We start from the raw sequence: 18,198 nt of genomic DNA, 5'->3' as shown, positions 1-18,198 counted from the left end.
AGAGACAAACAGCAAGCAATGTAGCTTTTATTACTCAGTGACTTGTAGGATTCAGGGGCAACATGAACAATACAAAATGGCTCAATTGGGTTGAATATTTTGCACTGATTGGGTCGGGAGTTGGGTCGGTCGCCGCGATCGCGTCTCAGCAATTCGCATTCACCGCTGCTCCTGTCTCTTGTTTGCTGCTGCTGAATTTAATTAATCGCTCCCGGCTTGATCAAGAGACGTTAGAAACCGCAAAAACAAGCATTGCACAGCTTGATCAGCGCTTTTCTAATGACATTAAGGAATTAAATCTACAAGTCCGCACTCGTCCGAACTATGTTGATCTTGCTAACCTTCGCAAAACAATTCAGCAGCGACACGACACTTCGATCGCACAACTACAGCGCGATGCTTCTCAACGGCTCAGTAAGATCGAGCAGCACAAGTCTAACCAGCTTGAACAAGAACTAGCGCAGTTCAACACAAAATACTCCCAGCTTTCAGAGGCGCTCGCCACGATCTTGCAGTACCTAGACCAAGTGGCGACAACCAACCGAGTGGAAACCGCAGAAAGCGCGATCGCTCAATTGCGGCATGAAGTGGTGCAGTTGCAGACAAAGATTTCGGAAGTTGTAGCCAGCCAGAAGCAGGGCATTCCGCGTGTGCTTCAAGATGAGCTTTATCAGATTCATCGTCGTTTGAATAACTTACCTCAACCGTTTGATGGCATTGCTCTAAAGCAAGAGGTCGATGGCTTGGTGAAAGTTGTAGGAGAGCTAGTGACGCGACGGGATCTGGCGAAATTGATGGCTGAGATTGAGAAGATTCGCAACCAACATCAAAGTCTAGAGCAGACTGTTGCACCCTTGCGATCGGTGAATACGATCATGCGAAAGCAGATCGATACCTTGTCTTCTTGGGTGGTGAACGGACATCCCGCTGCATCAACAAGTCAGATCGAGAAGTTGCAAGCTACAGTGGCACAACTCGAAGAGCGCCTTAATACAGGTGCAAATTTAGCCGAGTTGCAGAATGAAATCCAAACGATGCTTAATGAGCATTTCAATCAGTTGCAAGAACAATTTAGCAGTGTGCAGGATCAGGCTCAGCAGATCGATCGCCACCAAAAGCAGCTTGTAGAACGAATGAGTCATCTGCCTACGATGCTCGATGCCAGTGCTTTACAAACTCAGATTAAGTATTTGACCTCACGCTTAGAGATTACGGAAAGTCAGCTTGCAACATTAGCTCAATCTTCTACGGCTCAATCTTCTACAAAGTCGGACTACGAATTGATGCTTAATCTAACACCAAGTATTGATCCGTTTGAGCAGATGCGGACTGTGCTGAAAGAAGCGATCGCTCAGGCACGATCGCGCTTGATTGTAGTATTTCCTTATCCCGATCGTGCAACGCTAGACGATGAATTGTTGCAGCAGTTTCAAGCTTTTCTCGATCGAGGTGGAGTGCTGGATTTGGGCTGGGGGCATTTGGGCGATGAAGCGTCTGCACAACAAGCCCGTTATATCTACGATCGTACATCTAATCCCTTTCTGAAAAGCATTCTCAGTCAACTCACGCAGCTCAAGCGCAGCTATCCGACTCAATTTCGCTTCAAGGTCTTGGGAACTCGCGAAAACTTCTTGGTTTGCGATTCGACCTACAGCATCTTGGGACTCCAGCCCGTTGCAACAGCAAGCAGCGCTTTTCCAGAAATGGCGATCGGGCTTCGGACTCAAAACGCTGTGGTGATTCAGGGATTAATTGATCGCTTTGATCATCCAAAGTTAGAAACCGACAGCACGATCGCTTATCTCAATCGAGCAATGACCTTGTATGAACTGGGCGATCGGCGAGGTGCAATCAAAGATTACTCGACAGTGATTGCACTGGATCCACATCACAGGATCGCTTGCAACAATCGCGCTCTAATTCAGTTTGAATTAGGTGATTATGTCAGTGCGATCGAGGGATTTACTGCTTTGCTGGCGATCGAGAATCAAAATCCGATTGCTTATTTTCATCGTGGTTTAGCTCGCACTGCTCTGAACGATCAAACAGGCGCGATGCGAGACTTGAAAAAAGCGGCTTGGCTGTTCTCGATGCAGAGCGATCTACTCAAGCATCAACACGCGATCGCAGCAATTGAAAAATTGCGTAAACGCGCTGTATGTCGGGAACCTCAGATGCAGAGGGTTCGTGAAGCTTAGCGAAGACTAACGAATTTGCAAGCCTGCTCTCCTTGCGAAGCATGACGGATTCATGCTTTCATTCAGCAACGTCAGATTTTTCTATCGTCCTAATTTTGCCAGTACGGGTTGTGTGGAAACAATATGCCGATCGAGTCCTAATTCTTGGGGTGAAACGCCGATCGCGAGTGCGACGAGTTGCGACAGATGCAGCACAGGTAAGCCGAGTGTTTTTCCGGTCATTTGCTCCACTTCCGGCTGGCGAGAATCTAAATTCAGGTGGCACAGGGGGCAAGGTGTGACCAGACAATCGGCTCCAGCCGCGATCGCTTCTTCGATATGGGTTCCTGCCATTTTGAAAGATTGCTCAGTGGCATAGCTCGCCAAGGGCCAGCCGCAGCACTGAGTCCGTCCGCGATAGTAAACCGGAGTGGCTCCGATCGCCTCAAACAGATTTTCCATTGATTTCGGATTAAACGGATCATCGTAGGGGTGATTCTGTGCGCGCAAGAGGTAGCAGCCGTAGAAAGCCGCGCACTTTAGACCGGAAAGTCTGTGTGTGACTTTGGCGGCGATCGCCTCTAATCCGTAATCGCTAACTAATGCCCACAGAAGATGTTTTACTTCGCTTGTGCCTTTGTAGGGCGAACACCCTTCTTTTTTCAGAAAGCCGTTAACTTGATTCAAATAGTCCGGCTCTGCCGATTTCAACCGTTCATCAACGTGCCCGATCACACCTTGACAAGTGCTGCAATGCGTTAACAAGGGTAAGTTCAATTCTTCTGCTAATGTGATATTTCTAGCGTTCACGGTATCTTCGAGCAGTTGCGAATCTTCCTTAAACGTTCCCGATCCACAGCAGGAAGCTTTTTTCAGTTCAATCAGTTCGATGCCGAGCGATCGTGCCACCGCTTTGGTAGATTGATCTAACTCGCGACAGGCTCCCTGCGCCACACAACCGGGAAAATAAGCGTACTTGAGTACCATAAACCCACCTTGGAGAAGCGTTTGACTCTGATGGTACTGCGAACTGATGATCTCATTAAGGCTTTCTCCCGTAATTCCTCGGTTTTACTGATTATTCTTAATCTTCGGATGCAGAGAGATTACAAAATATCAAAGATGATTTAACTCTAAAGCTGGATTTTCTCTGAGATTGTTCTGTCCAAAATAATGACTAAATTATTCAAGGAAATACTGTTATGAAATCCAATACTGAATCCACAGAAGGTAAGAAGTCCTCAGCAGTTCTTCTCACCAGTACATTAATTGGCGTGCTGTCGATCGTACTTTTAGCGGCGTTCTACTACTTCAGCACCAACACTCACATCATGAACTAACTGATTCTATCCGGGCAGGTACAACGATCGTATCTGTCCGGGCAGGACGCACCATCTTATTCAGCAAATCTTCGAGAACTGCGGTTAAGTCCTCACACAGTCCGGTGTGAACTCGTGAAGTTTGAATGATCGTACTGCGGGGTGCAACTAACCAATGGAATCGCTCTCGTTGTGGAAGCTGCCCGATCGCTCCTGCTTGCTTGCCACCCGCGCAAATCGTTGGAATCGCGGCAAGATGCTGGCGCACCAATTCAAGATCGATCGTCGAATCGAGAGCAATGACCCGACTTTCATCGAGTTCCATTCGCGCTTGTAGCAATTTGCGGGTTGGACAAGAGACAATCACGCCAACATTAACAAACTCTTCTCGCTCTACTTTGGGAACAACGCGAACGATCGCATAATCATAGGGCAAGCGGTCGGGCACGGATAGCCTCCTCTAAGAAATGACGGGGTTGCTCTAATCGAGCGTATAGGTACTCAATGTAGGCCGATCGATGCTCATCAGGCTGCGAAAACGGAGTGTTCTCAACGAGCCACGACTCCGGGATGAGATTGACCAGCGATTCAATCACCTGCGGTGTGAGTTGTTCAGACATTTTTGAGTCTACCGCTTCTAGTTCCGTCGCAAACCGCAGCAGCACATGATCTTTGATTGCAGGAAATCGATCTTTGCTGCGCTGAAGATAGTTTGTCCAGGTGTGATGAAAGTAAAGTGCGGCACCATGATCAATCAGCCAGAGATTGCGGTGCCAAACGAGCATATTGGCATTACGAGCGGTGCGATCGACATTGGTTGCATACGCATCAAGCCAGACAATTCTCGAAGCGAGTTCTGCATCTGCTGTTCCGGCGACTGGATCAAACGTGATTGAACCCGGAAGATAGTCCAGCGCTAAATTCAGACCGGCACTGGCGCGGATGAGATCTTGAATTTCGGGATCAGGTTCTGTGCGGGCAAGGTCAGGATTGAGATCAATAAAAACAATCTCAGGAACCGGAAGTCCGATCGATCGAGCCATCTCACCGACCATCAATTCCGCAATCAGAGATTTCGCTCCCTGACCCGCGCCCCGAAACTTCAACACATACATTCCATCATCATCGGCTTCGACGATCGCAGGCAGCGATCCACCTTCGCGCAGCGGCGTGACATAGCGAGTTGCTGTCACTGTTCGTAACTTCATGATTTAGCGCCGTTTGAACAGGACAAATCATAGCGCATTGGGGATGACGCGAAAGACGCAATCGATCGCGTCTTTCACTTCAGAAAGTCACTTCAGAAAGTTCATTACCTAAACACACTCAATCCCAATTCTTGAGACAGCTTTTCGATCAAAAATATTCCTGCAACCGAATTTCCTACGGGATCGATCGCGGGGCTGTAACAGGCGATCGCGCCTTGCTTCGGAACGATCGCTAGTAGCGCTCCACTGACTCCAGATTTCATCGGCAATCCCACGGTTACGGCAAAGGCGCTTGATGCCTCATATAATCCACAAGTCAACATCAACGCTGACACGATTTGTTGGTGGACTGGAAAGATTCGATCGTGCGGTTTGGCTAACAATAGGCCTAATTTTGCCAAGTCCGCGATCGTGCCCGACAAGCAACAGATTTGGTTATAAGTATCGATCGCAATATCGACACGATCGATTAACTGGCGCTGCGCCAGAAGATCCGCGATCGTCCGATTGGTTTGATTAGGCAGCGAACGCACCGAATCCAATGCTTTCTCATCCAGCCTAAATTCTGTGTATGCCAGATTATTCAACCATTGACGAAAGGCTTCACATCTCGCGGTTCCAGAGGCTTTTGGCATTAATCCAGTTAGCGCGATCGCGCCACTATTAATCATTGGATTGCGAGGGTGCCCCTCATCGAGCTTGAGTTGTGCGATCGAATGAAAGGGCTGATCTGATGGCTGTGTTCCCACCTGCTGAAACACGCGCTCAATCCCGACTTGCTCTAGCAAAAACAAGAGCAAAAACGGCTTTACCACGCTCATTAGCACAAAGGGCTGAGCCAAATCGCCTGCAATCAAATTCTGATCGCCGATCGTTTGCACCGCTAAGAGTTGAGCATCAACCTGCGCCAATTGAGGAATATAGTCTGGCAAGCGTCCTTGAAGCGTCAATTGCCGCGCTTGAGCAACCCAACCCTCAAGGTCAGCCTGTGTAAGATTTGCCAGAGACATGAAAGAACGAAAAAGGAAATCAACAGGAGTATAGCCTTTTCCGATTCTTAGACGCGATTGAATTCGTCCGTGCGATCGCTGTAGTCGATTGGTAAAACCACCATTAAGTTGTCATCTGGACGCGGAATATAGTGCGATGACAAGAAGAGCTTGTCACCTTCCTTGTAGGAGTGCATCTTTTTCGCTGCTTCCAGTCCTGCTTCGACAGAAATCTTCACCTCTGATACATCGCCCCGCACGACGATCGTCACGTATGCCCCGCTGACTTTTTCCATTTCAACGAGCGTAACTCGTGCGGCTTTAACCATGACATCGGCAACAGCCAGCGCAGGCGGCAATCCGCGCACTTCTACCATTCCAACCGCTTTTGCCATAACCGAAAACTCCCTTCCATTTTCCGCGCAGTATCTAGATTATTACAGTTTGTCTATGGTTTGACAGATCTGCGATCGTTGCTTCCACTGTTCATTGTGATTAGGAATTCTAATCAATCAGCGACGTTTCCGTTGTAATATTCCCGCAATTGTGATCGCGGCTCCTGAACCCAGTATTGTGACGGGTTCTGGGGCAGCCGTTGGAGTAGAGGTGATGCGGGCACGAGCTGCGATCGGGGAAAATGGAATTGCACTCCGGCTTAAATCGACTCGCGTGATTCTGACCGACCCATTGGCTGAGGTCGTGTTATCCCCTAAAAAGATGAAGTTCGGTAAGTTATGGGGCATTCCTTCGGGTGAGTAGTTGCGGAGCTTGCCTGTCAGGATGGGTGCTTGAAAGTTGCGATTGGCGAAAAGCCCGTAGCGGTCTCCTTTGTCTGTGCTTTTGCTTGGGTTGCGACGATCGTTAGAATCAGTCCTGCAATGAGTGCTGTTTTCATCCCTTATGTCCTCTGACGATGGGTAATCGGATTGAGGTAGAAGCACCCTGCACCTAGCAGAATACAACTGAACTTTGCAAACCCATATCCTCTTTATGAGAACTTTATTGCGGCGGCTGGTCTTATTCTGACCGCACTCCGATCGCGAAAGAATGGTGAACGAGAATCGCAGTGCTTCGCATGTGGAGCTTTTTGACGGAAGTTGAACGATCGCGGCGATTGTTTGCTCATCTGTAGGTAGTGGGCAAACTGAAGCAAGAGGCGCTGAATTCGCAGTATCACCTAGAGGTTCTACCTGAGTTTGCGCGAATGGGTCTCGTTCGTTATGGTGCTGAAGTCATGAGTAAAACATCAGGTTCACCTGATCGTAATTCGGGAAGCGGAGAGCAAGCGGGGACAATCGATCAATTTGACGATGAAATAGTTTCTAGCCATCAACTGAATCGATTGACTACATCACCAAAAATTCAGCAGGCTCAAGAAACGCTTTATCAGTTCTTTCTGGAAGTTGTGAGGCAATGGTTTCCAGAAGAAGTTTTACTAGAATTTAAGCGTTTATTTCTCTGCAATGGCGATTTCGCAGGTTCTAGAGTTTCTCACGCGATCGAGCAGCTTATTGCTCAACGGAACGAAATTGAATTTAGAAATGCCCTAAAGCGCTGCTGCTATATCCTAGTTAATAACTGGGATGCTACACGGCACTATACTGCAATTCAATCTCTTATCCAATCTTTTCAGGAGTTTGAAACTCAATCTCAACTCGCTAATTCAAATCTTAAGCATTTAGAAAGCTGGATTCAGAATTTTATTAATAGTAAGGATTACGAAGATCTAAAACTCTTTGCCACTCGAAATGAGAATCGGCAGAAAAAATGGATTAATCGTTACATCTCTTACTTATTGGTTCCACAATATGTTGAAAGCAATAATCCCATTGAGCAGCGAGAAGCAGCGCGGGCGCTTTCCAGGCAATTAAAAGACCGATTTAAGTTTGATTTAGCAATGTATATTGCAAAATCTCAATCTGCGGTAGTACCCGGAAAGACACCCGAAAATCCGACCGCTTTAGGGGATAACGTTTTGATGCTGGTTAAAGCGATCGTTGCAAAACGAGGGCAATTCAGCTACGAAAACCTAGCCAATATCTTTATTAATCAGATTCAAACTCTGAACTACAGAGAATTTAAACAAAGCCTTCAGAAGTATTTGATTTTTTCAGTCGATCAGCATAGTAGCTTTGCGATCATGCTTCAATCTAAACTGGCTGAAAAACTAGATTTGCTGTACGTAGATTACGATTTTTTGCCATTAACAGATGCTCTCATTTTGAGAACTTGTAATCGTCTAATCGAGGTATTAACGACTGAAAACCGCCAAGATCCCTCACCGCTTTTCGTTGCTTTGCTGGCACAAGGCAATTCCATGACGTTAGTTATTGTTCTGTTAAAGTTGGTTCTCATTTGTAGCGCTTCAAGATCGCATCTTGAGGCACAGATTGCGATCTTAATCCGATATTATGATAAGTTGCCGGAACAAGAGTGTAGCTGGATTATTAACTTCTTAGAAATCTTCAATGTGACGTTTGCAATTCACGCTGAAAACGTACAGTACAACCTCGTAAATATGCAGCAAACTCAGGCAGCGCTCCCCCGAACTTCGATCAATCTCGATCACTATCGAATTTTTTCTCAGATGAAGCCAATTATTCGCCATGGTCTGAAATCTGATGAATCATCTTGACCATCGCTCGTCGATCGCGGCAAGTCCGGCTCCCATCGCCTCAGCCAAAGTATTCACGAATCGATAAAGTGCAACCAGTGCAAGCACTTGGGCGCTTGGAAAGGCTTGGCTAAATATTGCCACGGCGATCGCTTCAAACACACCAATCCCCCCTGGCAAACCCGGAATGATAAATCCAAGGAGCCATGCCCAAGCAAACCCACTGAATAATAGCGGCAGCTCTGCACTAGATATCGATCGCAGCGCTAGAAACGTCAAAATAAACCCGACTGATCGCAATCCCAAAAATCCTAATTCACCTAGAAGCGGTAACAACGGGTATCGATCAAGCTGAATCAAGCCCGTTGATTGCTTCAGTTTGCTCACCTGCTTCAGCGCAACATTGAGAAAGACCGGATGAATGGCAATCAATATCACAATCACGATCGCGCATTGCAGCCAAATTGCTGAGTGAAATCTCACCATTGCAAAGAAGCAAGCGGCTCCAGCCATCAGAAGCGACTCAAGTAGAATGCTCAGCGTTGCAGGCGCGATCGGAATTCCAATTTGTTTCGCTGCATTAATGCGCCCATAGAAATGCCAAACATTTCCTGGCAAGTATTTTGCAATATTAGTTTTGAGATACGTTTGTGCACCCCAACTGCCAGAAACTCGATAAGACAAAACGCCTAAAATCCAGCTCCAAACATAGCCTGCGAAAATGTGAGCGAATAGCGTCACCCCGATCGCAACCGCAAGGCAAGCAATCCCCCTGCCATCGATCCGCAATTTCGTAACTTCTTGCCAGTGTTTTTGCAGCGATTGAAATAAAAAGAAAACAACCGCAGTGAGAATAAGCCAGCGGAGTGTGGATTTAAACCATTTCGTCCGAAAACGCTGCATGAGTTCTTGAATGAATCGCCCTTCTTAGCGTAATCCTTCTGAAGACAGAAAGAAATCGACCTCCCTACTAGCGCGAATGTGACTTGCGTTAGAGGTAGAAATTCAAGCCAGATATGTATGTTTGAGACGCATCAATAAACTGAATTGCTAGAGTTTCAGCCTTTACCTCTGAAACCCTGCTTGCTGATTTGACAAACATAAGCGGAATTGACTTCCGTTCGACACAAAAAGGAGCGCAGGAATGAAACTGATTCGTTTGCAGCTAAAACGACTCAAAAATATTGGACAGCTTTTAGCGACCGTTGCGATCGCGCTTGTTCTGACCCTAAATACTGCCTACAGTAGCGCAACGCCTCTTTTCGTAGCCGATCTCGGCGTGAATACCAATGGCTCGGACATGATTTACAAAGGGTCGGATGTCTCTAACTCGAAGAACCCTGACGTTGGAGCCGTTCAACAAACCTCATTGCCGCCTTTGCCGAATGAGAAACAGCCGATGATCGATCGTGCTGACCCAAGCTCGAAAGTGCTTGAAAGAGCAGGTCAATCGGTACAAGATGCTTCAGCGTTTCTCAAAGACACGGCAAATGCTGCCAATCAGCGCCCCGAAAGCAAAATGAATCCCGCGATCGAAAAGTAGTATTTCAACTTTCATGATTTAACTTCAATGGAGATTCTTATGAAGAAAATTGCATCCTTTATCAAAGCGACCCGCTTAAAACAAATTGCGATCGTGTTTTTTGCAGGCGTGATGTTGTTATTGAATACCGCTTGCAGCAATGCCGCTCAAGCGAAAACGCCTAAAGCTCAAATGGATGATGGTGGTTCGCATCCAGTTGGACAAACTCAGCCCTATGAAGGCGGAATGAACAATTTTAGCGATACGCCTCCTGGACAAATTCCAACGGATAAGGCAAAATCCCTGGTTGACAACGCAAAACGCAACATCACCAGTAACGATCCGACGAAGGCAGAACCTCGCAACGCTGAACTCTACAAAAATCCTGGTTATGCGGCTGAGCGGACAAAGGACACCTTGGGTAATGCTGTAAACAGTCGTGCAAACAACGCCAAAGAAGAAGCGAAAAAAGTTGGCGATCGCATCAGCGCATCCGGTGAACGGGCAGTTGAAAAAACGAAAGAATTAGGTGAGCGCATTCAACAGGGCGCTGGAAACGTTTCAGATAACGTCGGTAACAGCGTTGCTGGTGCAGGTGAAGATACCAAGTTCAAAGCCAAAGAAGCTCGCAAATCGCTGAATGATGCTGTGAAAGACGCGATCGACTAATCTTGTTTCTCCTCTAGTTACCTCAAGTCACTGCTGCCAAGGTTGAAGCCTTGGCTTTCTTGTGGCAAAAATTGAGTCATGGTTGCACATCTGTATGAATCCAATCTGAAATCGCTTGATTTACAACTTCAGGAGCTTCTGCCATCACTAAATGCCCGACGTTTGAAACTGTAATGTGCTGGCTTCGAGGTTGATCATGAAGCAAATTCGCTAACCACTGATGTCCCATCGTGGGTGGAAACATCGGGTCATCGCTGCCTGTAATCACCGTAACGGGGCACTTCAACGGATGATGCTGCGCGTCATAGCCCCAAAACGCTTCGATCGCTTCGTAAGGATGAGCATCACTCGGAACCTGATTGCGATCGTGAAACTCTATTAAGGCTGCATTAGATTCTGAAACCATCAGTGATCGCAGCAATCCCTGAACCAATTGCCAGTGATAAAGATGATGTCCACCGAGCGCAAAGAACTTAATTAGAGGAATCTCCCACCAAGGCGTAAGATTGTGCGTCCCCCCTCCGATGGCGATCAGCGCAGTTGCTTCATATCGCCGCACCCACTCTAATCCGACAGGAACACCGTAGCTGTGACAGCACAAAATCGGGCGATGAATCTTGAAATGCTGAAGCAGTCGCGTTAAATCGCGGCGATGCCGTCCGATCGAATAGCGCTGATACCGCCCTGATTGTCCATGTCCCGCCAAATCATAGGCGAGAATTTCTTGTCCCTGCGATCGAAAATAATCCCACTGCAAACACCAATTCAAGCGACTGCCCAAACCACCGTGCACAAAGACGATCGCCGGAGATTTTCCAGGGGCGTGAGCAACTTGGAGCGTTACCTTACCGAGTTTAATGGGTGATCCATCGAGGCTAGCAGCAGTCAGTCGCGTCATTTAGGGTTTGCGGTTAGAGTAGGAGCGATGACTCTGCGGGAACAAGTAGCCCATGAAGACAAGTCCCCCTAACGTAATTGCGCCAATGATTAACACAACAAGAGCTATAGGAAGCATAACAGGGGTTAAGGATTTGACTCTACTACTGTAGGAAACTCATTTGACAAGCTCGTGTCTCTCCTATCTCGAAGCAGTGACACCCCCCTACTCTCGCAACGATAGAAGCTTGGATTTTTCAGCCACAATCGGCAGAGAGAACCGAAATGTACTACCTTTACCAACCTCGCTTTCTACTTCAATCGTGCCTTTTTGCAGTTCCACAAGCCGCCGACAGATGGCAAGCCCGATGCCGGTTCCACCAGAATGGCGATCGCGCGATCGATCCGATCTCCAAAACCGCTCAAAGACATGAGGCAGATCTTCAGGCTTAATTCCCTGTCCTGTGTCTTCGACTGCAATCCAAATCCGTTCCAGTTCTGTCCAAGCTCTAAGAGTAATGCTGCCCTGCGGCGTGTAGCGTAAAGCATTGCCAACCAGATTGATTAACACTTGCTCGACTCGTTCTGGATCGGCTGAAGCAAGCGGCAAAGACTCTGGACAATCCACGCTGAGTGCGGGACTATCCTCCATCAGTTGATCAGAAAATTTCTGCACGATCGCGACCAGGAGCGGACGAATTGCTAACGGTTGCAGATGAATCGGTAGATAACCTGCTTCTGCTTTTGAGAGTTCTTGCAAATCATTGACGAGGCGACGCAAACGCACGGTTTCTCTTACAAGACGTTGATAAATGTCAGGAGATGGCTCGATCGTGCCGTCCGCCAATCCTTCTAGATAGCCTTCGACCACCGTTAAAGGTGTCCGAAGTTCGTGCGTGAGATCTCCCACTAGATCGCGTCTACGCTGCTCTACTCCTTCAAGATCTTGCGCCATCCGGTTAAAGCTTTCAGCTAGTCGATTGAGTTCGGGAATTTCGTTCTTAGGCACTCGCTCTTCTAAATGTCCAGCCGCAAAGCGCTGCGTAATTTGCTCCATCTGAATCAAAGGCTGCATGATTCGCTTTGACACCCAATAGCTCAGCCCGATCGCGGTTGTCCCCCCGACCACCACCGACCAAAATGCGCCCCGGCTCCAAGCTGATTCAAATCCATCGATCAGTCGCCCCTTGATCCGCACCACGCTAAAATCAATGCCCTGCAATTGTTCTAGATGCACCAAAAATAAGCGAGGGGTGTAAATCTTGCCAACCGTTATTAGGGTACTCAGACCCACGACCATCACAATCATGTGGGACAGAAATAAGCGAGTGCGGAGGTTCGGCTTGCTCATGTGGCGATGTCTTCAAATCTATAACCCACCCCAATCACCGTCTTAACAAAAGTAGGATTTGCGGGGTCAGGTTCAATTTTTTTTCTCAACCGTGCAATATGCGTATCGACAACGCGCTCATCCCCAAAAAAATTGCTGCCCCAAAGCTTGTCGATTAGTTGAGTTCGGTTCCAGACCCGCCCTGGATAGCTCATAAAGGTGGAAAGCAGATCAAACTCTAGCGTGGTCAGATCCAAAGGCTCGGTGTGATCGTCCTTTTGCCGTGCCGCCGATCGCTGATCCACATCGAGAATGAAGTTTTGAGTGCGGTAAACCTGCGATTGTCCTCCCTGGCGCATTGTGCGACGCAGCAGCGCCCGAACCCGCGCCACTAATTCCTTGGGGCTAAAAGGCTTGACCATATAATCATCTGCACCTGTCGATAATCCGATGATGCGATCGAGTTCTTCGCCCTTTGCTGTCAGCATCAGGATAAATGGGTCTTTACTTCCGGGTTTTTGCCGAACGCGAGCGCAAACTTCTAGCCCATCAAGTCCAGGAATCATCAAGTCGAGAATAATCAGGTCAGGCTTTTGCTCTTGGAAAATCTGTAAAGCAGAGATTCCATCGCGACAGGTACGACATGAAAATCCCTCTTTTTCCAGGTAGAGTTGAATCAGTTGAGCGATTTCCGCTTCGTCTTCGACAATCAAGATTTCCATAACGCCTGGTGTTCTAGCACGCCACCCATTTGTATAGCTCCCAATGTAGCAATTCGACAACTAACGCCAGCTAAAATCTGAGCCAATGAATTTTCTATTACTAGCTTTGAGTTTTGTTGAGTTTTGTTAACTTCCTTAAGAATGATGCGATCGACCGATAAAATAACCTGTATCGAAGCTTCACGAATTTTATATAGAGCTTAGAGTATACGGGGGGACAGATGGAGTTTTTGAGCTTTCTGAACGACATTAACTTTGAAGCGCTCGTTCAAGTGACCTTGGTTGCGATGGTTATGCTGGCAGGTCCAGTTGTAATCTTCTTGTTGGCGCTCCGGGGTGGGGATCTGTAAGCCTCCGAGATGGTGTGACTGAAGGATTGTTTGACTAAAAGTTTTATCAGATTTAAGAGAGAGTAGCTCCAAGGCTCGGTCGTCAAGGCGATCGAGCTTTTTCATGTCTCAAGTGCATAACTTATATCAAATGCATTATTAAAAGTAAAATCTTATTCTCCGTGTTAGGTATTATACAAAAGCTATTTGAAGAGCCTGCGAAATCAGCAGCCCGTATTCAAGTCGTCTATATATTTCTGAAAAACGGGTCGATCGATTGAAGTATCTGTTTGGGCACATTCCCAACTAAAGACGAATAGCACAAAGACGCTTCATTGCTCATTACACTTTGCTCAATCACATTAAGGTGCAATATGTCAGCAAAAATTTATCTGCACTGGACTGCAACCCATTACGACTGGGTTGTAAGAGATCATTACCATACGATTGTGACCGGTAATGGCAGAATTCATCGCCTGCATGACTATACGATTGATTTGTCCGGTCACACTTACAGACGGAACGATAACTCAATTGGCATCTCCTGTGCCTGTATGGGTGGAGAAGATCCTTGGGACTTACCACCAACTGATGCTCAAATCGAAGCCATGTGCCAGGAAGTGGCGCGAGTTGCCAAAAGCTGGAACTGGACAGAAAAAGACATCAATGTTAAATCCATCATGACCCACGCTGAAGCCGCTTCTAATCGGGATGGATGGATTGTGCATGAAAATTACGGGCCTTTAATGTGGGGAGGAACGGGAGAGCGCTGGGACTTCTTGCAGTTGTCCAGAAGAGGTGCTACGAATGGGGGTGACGTTCTTCGAGAAAAAATTCTCAAATACTTTCAAGGTGCTTCCCCCGCCCCTAAACCTCTGAAGTTTGTCAGCGATCAAACGATCGAGGCGAATGGCAAACCTCTAACTGTTTCGATCGATGAAAATGGATCATCCTGGGCTAGAGCCGGAGAGTTACTAACGCTCTATAATTTGTCCTACTTCTGGGATAGCAGTAAGCGCCGTATCTTAATTGGTAATTCAGACACTGCTCCGAAATATTTACAGGATAAAGTTCAACCGAGTGTTGGATACCCTCTGTTCGAGATGAGCCTTCAAGGCGGTAATTCACCGATTATTCTCACAGGGATTGTCCGAGACGGAAGGGCGCATTGCCGTGTTCTTGAGTTTGCAGAAGAATTTGGCATTACTGCATCATTCAATCCTCTCAAGCTTGGACGCAGACTTGGAGGTTGATTAAAAACTAGAATTACCTCACTCGTCGGCGCTGTGGTGATTGCACTTGCCGACGAGGATTTGCTCTAGATCGAGCGGGTCTAACCTGTGGTGGATTGCCATTGCGCCAGGCTCCTTGCGAGCGTCTGCCATTGGCAAAAATATAAGTTCCGCGCCCATTTCGCTGATTGTTCTGAAATGATCCCTCATAGCGATCGCCATTCGGATACATACAAACTCCAAATCCATTCAGGGCGTTCTGCCGAAACTCGCCCTCGCATCGAGTTCCATTCGTGTAGACAAATACTCCGCGCCCTTGCCGAACATTATTTTGAAAGGTTCCCTCGTAGCGATTTCCACTTAGGAAGGTACAGCGCCCAAATCCATTCAATGCGTTCGATCGAAAACTTCCTTCGCAGCGCGTCCCATCTCGATAAACAAAAATTCCGCGCCCTTCTCGCACATTTTGGCGAAATTCACCCTCATAGCGATTACCACTAGCAAATTGACAAACACCCCGACCATTTAACAAGTTGTCCTGAAAGTTTCCTTCGCACCGAGTTCCATCTGGGTAAATGAATACCCCTGGACCTTCTCGTCTGTGCTGCCGTAGATTTCCCTGAAATCGGCTTCCGCTGGGAAACTGACACAGATGAAACCCAGTTAGCCAACCCTCGTTTAACCGACCTTCGCAGTAATCGCTGTTTTTGGGAGCCGCAACCGCAGCTTGAGATAATACTCCCAAGCCGATAAAATTCATGCTTAGGACAAAACCGAAAACACCTGGAATCGATCGCAGCTTAACGATTGAATCCCTAATCTCAGAGCAACTTTGCACCATAACGGAAGGCATAGGATACGACTTTGCGACAAATTCTATGCTTCATTAACGCAAAGAATGTTCAAAATGGAGCAGTATCAGGAGTGCCATTTTTGACTTCTGCTGTATATTCACTTTGATCCAAGTCGGTTTGATAGTCTTCTCATGTTCCTGATGTTGCCCCTCTTACCTCCTGCCCAGCTTTCTGCAAGGGTTCCAGTTTCTCCTGCTCCGATCGTTTCTCCACAACCCACAAACCAGGAAACACTTCCTCTACAAGAAAGTGTTCCACCCCAAGAATTCGTCGAAGCTCAAGAAATCCGCGCTCTTCCTGGCAAGCTGGATGATGTTCCTGTTTTTAATAGCAATAGTCCTGAAGTCGTCTTAACCGAAGGAATTTTGCTTTCGACTTTTCCTTCTGCTGGGATGCGTGTTCCTTCAGCCCATCTAAACTACGCCTTTAATGGCAGATTTGATATCTTTGCTCATCACATCTCTAGAGCCAGTAATCCTAACCAAACCCGATCGCTCTTTCAAGGTATCGTGATCTACAATCCCAACGATCGACCTGTTCACGTAGATATCTCTCAAGCCGCGACCTACCTGACTCGTCCCGATGCTCTATTTATCGATCTTCCTCCTCACGTTGAAGATCCTGTTGGAACTGTTTTTGCAGGCCCTGGCAGTCGTGTTGTCGGCGATATACTGCGTGGACGTAGACAGACGAACCTTCCAACTGCCATGATCATTCCCCCAAAGCAGGCTCAAATGCTGATGAACTTGCCCATTCCAGCAGGAACAGTCACCCCAACTTCTAATGGTCGCTCCACATTAATGCGCCTCTTTAGTCAAGCGCCCGTTTATGTCGCCACGCTGGCAATGTTTGCTCCCCTGAATCCGAATCGCACCGAGCGAGTTCCTACGATCGAAGAATGGCTGAATCTGCTTGTCAATGCGGGTGTTGCAGGACCTAGAGATATTCCCCCTACTCCCCCTAACTCCAAAACGACAAACATTACCTATGGCCGAGTGGCAGGTGTCTCCAAAGGCTCCGAGTGGAAAGCACAAATCACCGATAACCGAAAAGATTATCTCAGTATTCCAAGTCCCGGTCATGCCTTTTCTTACGGTCTCAGTACCCTTGAGCAAGGCACATTTGCCACAGGACAAATCCAGAGTGCGCCCATGCTCGTCCGCTATCCTGATACTGCTTACCTCGCTAATGGAAACTATGCAACCCATTACAACCTGACGCTGCCTCTGCGAAATACAACTCGTCAAGCTCAAACGGTTTCAATCTCGATCGAAACGCCAATCAAACAAGACCGCAGCCGCAATGAACTTGTATTTCTCAACCCGCCCGACCCCCGCATCTTCTTCCGTGGCACGGTTCGTCTTCGCTATCTTGACGAACGCTCCATTCCCAAAACCCGTTTCATTCACCTCGTTCAACGTCGAGGTCAAAAAGGTAGCTCTCTCCTGAATTTGACGCTTCCACCCAGCACGACTCGATCGGTCGAGGTTGATTTTCTCTATCCACCCGATGCTACCCCTCCCCAAGTCCTCACCGTCCGAACTTTATCTAATTTCATAGGTCGATAACATCGTGTTTAGCCTTGCTACTGTTGAACCCTGGCTTTATTGGTCGCTCTATCCAATTCATCGAGCAGTTCTAAAACTTTACTTTGGCTCGATCAAAATCCACGGACGGGAGTATCTACCCAAACAAGGTCCCTTAATCTTGGCTTCTAAACACTCCAGCCGTTGGGACCCTCTTGTTCTCTCACTTCTTAGCCGGGAACCCCTCAGATTTATGACCAACGCAAACCAGTTTGAAGGAATTCAAGGCTGGCTGATCGAGCGGCTTGGCGCATTTCCAGTCAATCTTTCTCGTCCTAGCATTTCTAGTATGCGATGTGCTGTAGACCTACTTTGTGCTGGGTGTAAACTCGTCATTTTTCCAGAAGGCGGAATCGTGCGCGATCGTCCCTTACGAGAATTCAAAACCGGACTGGCTCGATTAGTGCTGCAAGCGGAAGCGAGTGGAAGGGTGCAAGTACCGATCGTGCCGATCTCGCTCTCCTACTCTCCTACTGCCTCACCCCGCGCAAATATCATTATTCGCATCAGCGCCCCCCTCTATACAAGCGCCTATTGCCAGGAAAACGATAAGAAAACTGCCGAGCTTCTTACTCAAGCCCTCTATTCCAAAATCCTGGGAAGCCTACTGCACAAGAGTTAATGCCACCTCTCTAGAAATCCCGAAATTTTTTTGGTCAACCTGCTTGACATCCTCCTTCTGTTCCGGCTATATTGATTAAGCGGTGAGGGAAGCCGAGCGAAAGCGACGCACTTCACAGTGCTTGAACCGATATACAACAGAATAGTTTA

The 18,198-nt window shown here is 47.5% G+C and carries 20 protein-coding genes; 9 read left to right on the top strand and 11 right to left on the bottom strand.

The genetic code is table 11. From position 1 onward, the window contains the following. Positions 1 to 62: 62 nt before the first annotated feature. On the top strand, positions 63 to 2,198 hold the full coding sequence (locus H6F51_01375; GenBank protein MBD1821172.1) for a tetratricopeptide repeat protein: 2,136 nt from the start codon (positions 63 to 65) through the stop codon (positions 2,196 to 2,198). An 81-nt stretch (positions 2,199 to 2,279) separates the two neighbouring features. Here the strand turns inward: H6F51_01375 and H6F51_01370 are convergent, their stop codons facing one another. Continuing rightward, positions 2,280 to 3,164 (bottom strand): CoB--CoM heterodisulfide reductase iron-sulfur subunit B family protein, encoded by an 885-nt coding sequence (locus H6F51_01370; protein ID MBD1821171.1) that lies wholly within the window; start codon positions 3,162 to 3,164, stop codon positions 2,280 to 2,282. 215 nt (positions 3,165 to 3,379) lie between these two features. On the opposite strand from H6F51_01370, the gene H6F51_01365 reads away from it, so the two are divergent. Further along, entirely contained in the window at positions 3,380 to 3,517 is a 138-nt protein-coding gene (locus H6F51_01365) for a hypothetical protein (protein MBD1821170.1), read from the top strand. Here the strand turns inward: H6F51_01365 and H6F51_01360 are convergent. The 5 genes from H6F51_01360 to H6F51_01340 form a co-directional block, all read right to left on the bottom strand. Then, positions 3,507 to 3,944, bottom strand: a complete 438-nt coding sequence (locus tag H6F51_01360) for a DUF3037 domain-containing protein (protein ID MBD1821169.1) — start codon at positions 3,942 to 3,944, stop codon at positions 3,507 to 3,509. The genes H6F51_01365 and H6F51_01360 overlap by 11 nt on opposite strands. Beyond that, entirely contained in the window at positions 3,922 to 4,704 is a 783-nt protein-coding gene (locus tag H6F51_01355; GenBank protein ID MBD1821168.1) for an aminotransferase class I and II, read from the bottom strand. Before H6F51_01355 ends, H6F51_01360 begins: the two co-directional genes overlap by 23 nt. A gap of 104 nt (positions 4,705 to 4,808) precedes the next feature. After that, a complete protein-coding gene (locus H6F51_01350) occupies positions 4,809 to 5,714 on the bottom strand; it encodes a glutaminase (GenBank protein MBD1821167.1) in 906 nt (301 codons plus the stop codon). 47 nt (positions 5,715 to 5,761) lie between these two features. Further along, positions 5,762 to 6,088 (bottom strand): carbon dioxide-concentrating mechanism protein CcmK, encoded by a 327-nt coding sequence (locus tag H6F51_01345; GenBank protein ID MBD1821166.1) that lies wholly within the window; start codon positions 6,086 to 6,088, stop codon positions 5,762 to 5,764. A gap of 117 nt (positions 6,089 to 6,205) precedes the next feature. Next, complete coding sequence (locus H6F51_01340) at positions 6,206 to 6,436, bottom strand: PEP-CTERM sorting domain-containing protein (GenBank protein MBD1821165.1); 231 nt, start codon at positions 6,434 to 6,436, stop codon at positions 6,206 to 6,208. Between the two features lie 392 nt (positions 6,437 to 6,828). On the opposite strand from H6F51_01340, the gene H6F51_01335 reads away from it, so the two are divergent. Continuing rightward, complete coding sequence (locus H6F51_01335; GenBank protein ID MBD1821164.1) at positions 6,829 to 8,328, top strand: hypothetical protein; 1,500 nt, start codon at positions 6,829 to 6,831, stop codon at positions 8,326 to 8,328. Here the strand turns inward: H6F51_01335 and H6F51_01330 are convergent. Continuing rightward, positions 8,320 to 9,210 (bottom strand): flippase-like domain-containing protein, encoded by an 891-nt coding sequence (locus tag H6F51_01330; GenBank protein ID MBD1821163.1) that lies wholly within the window; start codon positions 9,208 to 9,210, stop codon positions 8,320 to 8,322. The two genes, H6F51_01335 and H6F51_01330, sit on opposite strands and share 9 nt — an antisense overlap. A 241-nt stretch (positions 9,211 to 9,451) precedes the next feature. Here H6F51_01330 and H6F51_01325 point away from each other — a divergent pair, with 241 nt between their 5' ends. Together H6F51_01325 and H6F51_01320 are read left to right on the top strand one after the other, a co-directional pair. After that, a complete protein-coding gene (locus tag H6F51_01325; protein MBD1821162.1) occupies positions 9,452 to 9,850 on the top strand; it encodes a hypothetical protein in 399 nt (132 codons plus the stop codon). 39 nt (positions 9,851 to 9,889) lie between these two features. After that, a complete protein-coding gene (locus tag H6F51_01320; GenBank protein MBD1821161.1) occupies positions 9,890 to 10,498 on the top strand; it encodes a hypothetical protein in 609 nt (202 codons plus the stop codon). Between the two features lie 76 nt (positions 10,499 to 10,574). Here H6F51_01320 and H6F51_01315 read toward each other — a convergent pair whose 3' ends face one another. The 3 genes from H6F51_01315 to H6F51_01305 all read right to left on the bottom strand — a co-directional run bounded on the left by H6F51_01315 (position 10,575) and on the right by H6F51_01305 (position 13,426). Beyond that, positions 10,575 to 11,396: an alpha/beta hydrolase gene (locus H6F51_01315; protein MBD1821160.1), complete on the bottom strand. Its 822-nt coding sequence runs from the start codon at positions 11,394 to 11,396 to the stop codon at positions 10,575 to 10,577. Positions 11,397 to 11,600: 204 nt separating this feature from the next. Next, positions 11,601 to 12,725, bottom strand: a complete 1,125-nt coding sequence (locus H6F51_01310) for a HAMP domain-containing histidine kinase (GenBank protein MBD1821159.1) — start codon at positions 12,723 to 12,725, stop codon at positions 11,601 to 11,603. Continuing rightward, a complete protein-coding gene (locus tag H6F51_01305; protein MBD1821158.1) occupies positions 12,722 to 13,426 on the bottom strand; it encodes a response regulator transcription factor in 705 nt (234 codons plus the stop codon). The genes H6F51_01310 and H6F51_01305 overlap by 4 nt, the downstream gene beginning before the upstream one ends. 221 nt (positions 13,427 to 13,647) lie before the next feature. On the opposite strand from H6F51_01305, the gene H6F51_01300 reads away from it, so the two are divergent. Further along, positions 13,648 to 13,776, top strand: coding sequence for a photosystem II reaction center protein Ycf12 (locus H6F51_01300; protein MBD1821157.1), 129 nt, complete (start codon positions 13,648 to 13,650; stop codon positions 13,774 to 13,776). Positions 13,777 to 14,129: 353 nt separating this feature from the next. Further along, a complete protein-coding gene (locus tag H6F51_01295) occupies positions 14,130 to 15,008 on the top strand; it encodes an N-acetylmuramoyl-L-alanine amidase (GenBank protein ID MBD1821156.1) in 879 nt (292 codons plus the stop codon). Positions 15,009 to 15,021: 13 nt separating this feature from the next. Here H6F51_01295 and H6F51_01290 read toward each other — a convergent pair whose 3' ends face one another. After that, positions 15,022 to 15,840 (bottom strand): membrane-binding protein, encoded by an 819-nt coding sequence (locus H6F51_01290; protein ID MBD1821155.1) that lies wholly within the window; start codon positions 15,838 to 15,840, stop codon positions 15,022 to 15,024. Between the two features lie 132 nt (positions 15,841 to 15,972). Between H6F51_01290 and H6F51_01285 the strand changes: the two genes are divergently transcribed. Further along, positions 15,973 to 17,409: a DUF3370 domain-containing protein gene (locus H6F51_01285; protein MBD1821154.1), complete on the top strand. Its 1,437-nt coding sequence runs from the start codon at positions 15,973 to 15,975 to the stop codon at positions 17,407 to 17,409. A gap of 4 nt (positions 17,410 to 17,413) precedes the next feature. Continuing rightward, entirely contained in the window at positions 17,414 to 18,049 is a 636-nt protein-coding gene (locus H6F51_01280) for a 1-acyl-sn-glycerol-3-phosphate acyltransferase (protein MBD1821153.1), read from the top strand. The last annotated feature ends 149 nt before the right edge of the window (positions 18,050 to 18,198 follow it).

Source organism: Cyanobacteria bacterium FACHB-DQ100 (genome assembly GCA_014695195.1).
Taxonomy (GTDB): domain Bacteria; phylum Cyanobacteriota; class Cyanobacteriia; order Leptolyngbyales; family Leptolyngbyaceae; genus Leptolyngbya.
The sequence above is the reverse complement of the archived record's forward strand: the minus strand, read 5'-3'. Positions and strand labels throughout refer to the sequence as shown.

Bases quoted from the DNA above. Each gene is read 5' to 3' on its own strand.
- H6F51_01375 (MBD1821172.1), top strand. From the start codon at position 63: ATGAACAATACAAAATGGCTCAATTGGGTTGAATATTTTGCACTGATT.
- H6F51_01370 (MBD1821171.1), bottom strand. From the start codon at position 3,164: ATGGTACTCAAGTACGCTTATTTTCCCGGTTGTGTGGCGCAGGGAGCC.
- H6F51_01365 (MBD1821170.1), top strand. From the start codon at position 3,380: ATGAAATCCAATACTGAATCCACAGAAGGTAAGAAGTCCTCAGCAGTT.
- H6F51_01355 (MBD1821168.1), bottom strand. From the start codon at position 4,704: ATGAAGTTACGAACAGTGACAGCAACTCGCTATGTCACGCCGCTGCGC.
- H6F51_01350 (MBD1821167.1), bottom strand. From the start codon at position 5,714: ATGTCTCTGGCAAATCTTACACAGGCTGACCTTGAGGGTTGGGTTGCT.
- H6F51_01345 (MBD1821166.1), bottom strand. From the start codon at position 6,088: ATGGCAAAAGCGGTTGGAATGGTAGAAGTGCGCGGATTGCCGCCTGCG.
- H6F51_01340 (MBD1821165.1), bottom strand. From the start codon at position 6,436: ATGCCCCATAACTTACCGAACTTCATCTTTTTAGGGGATAACACGACC.
- H6F51_01330 (MBD1821163.1), bottom strand. From the start codon at position 9,210: ATGCAGCGTTTTCGGACGAAATGGTTTAAATCCACACTCCGCTGGCTT.
- H6F51_01325 (MBD1821162.1), top strand. From the start codon at position 9,452: ATGAAACTGATTCGTTTGCAGCTAAAACGACTCAAAAATATTGGACAG.
- H6F51_01320 (MBD1821161.1), top strand. From the start codon at position 9,890: ATGAAGAAAATTGCATCCTTTATCAAAGCGACCCGCTTAAAACAAATT.
- H6F51_01315 (MBD1821160.1), bottom strand. From the start codon at position 11,396: ATGACGCGACTGACTGCTGCTAGCCTCGATGGATCACCCATTAAACTC.
- H6F51_01310 (MBD1821159.1), bottom strand. From the start codon at position 12,725: ATGAGCAAGCCGAACCTCCGCACTCGCTTATTTCTGTCCCACATGATT.
- H6F51_01305 (MBD1821158.1), bottom strand. From the start codon at position 13,426: ATGGAAATCTTGATTGTCGAAGACGAAGCGGAAATCGCTCAACTGATT.
- H6F51_01300 (MBD1821157.1), top strand. From the start codon at position 13,648: ATGGAGTTTTTGAGCTTTCTGAACGACATTAACTTTGAAGCGCTCGTT.
- H6F51_01295 (MBD1821156.1), top strand. From the start codon at position 14,130: ATGTCAGCAAAAATTTATCTGCACTGGACTGCAACCCATTACGACTGG.
- H6F51_01290 (MBD1821155.1), bottom strand. From the start codon at position 15,840: ATGCCTTCCGTTATGGTGCAAAGTTGCTCTGAGATTAGGGATTCAATC.
- H6F51_01285 (MBD1821154.1), top strand. From the start codon at position 15,973: ATGTTCCTGATGTTGCCCCTCTTACCTCCTGCCCAGCTTTCTGCAAGG.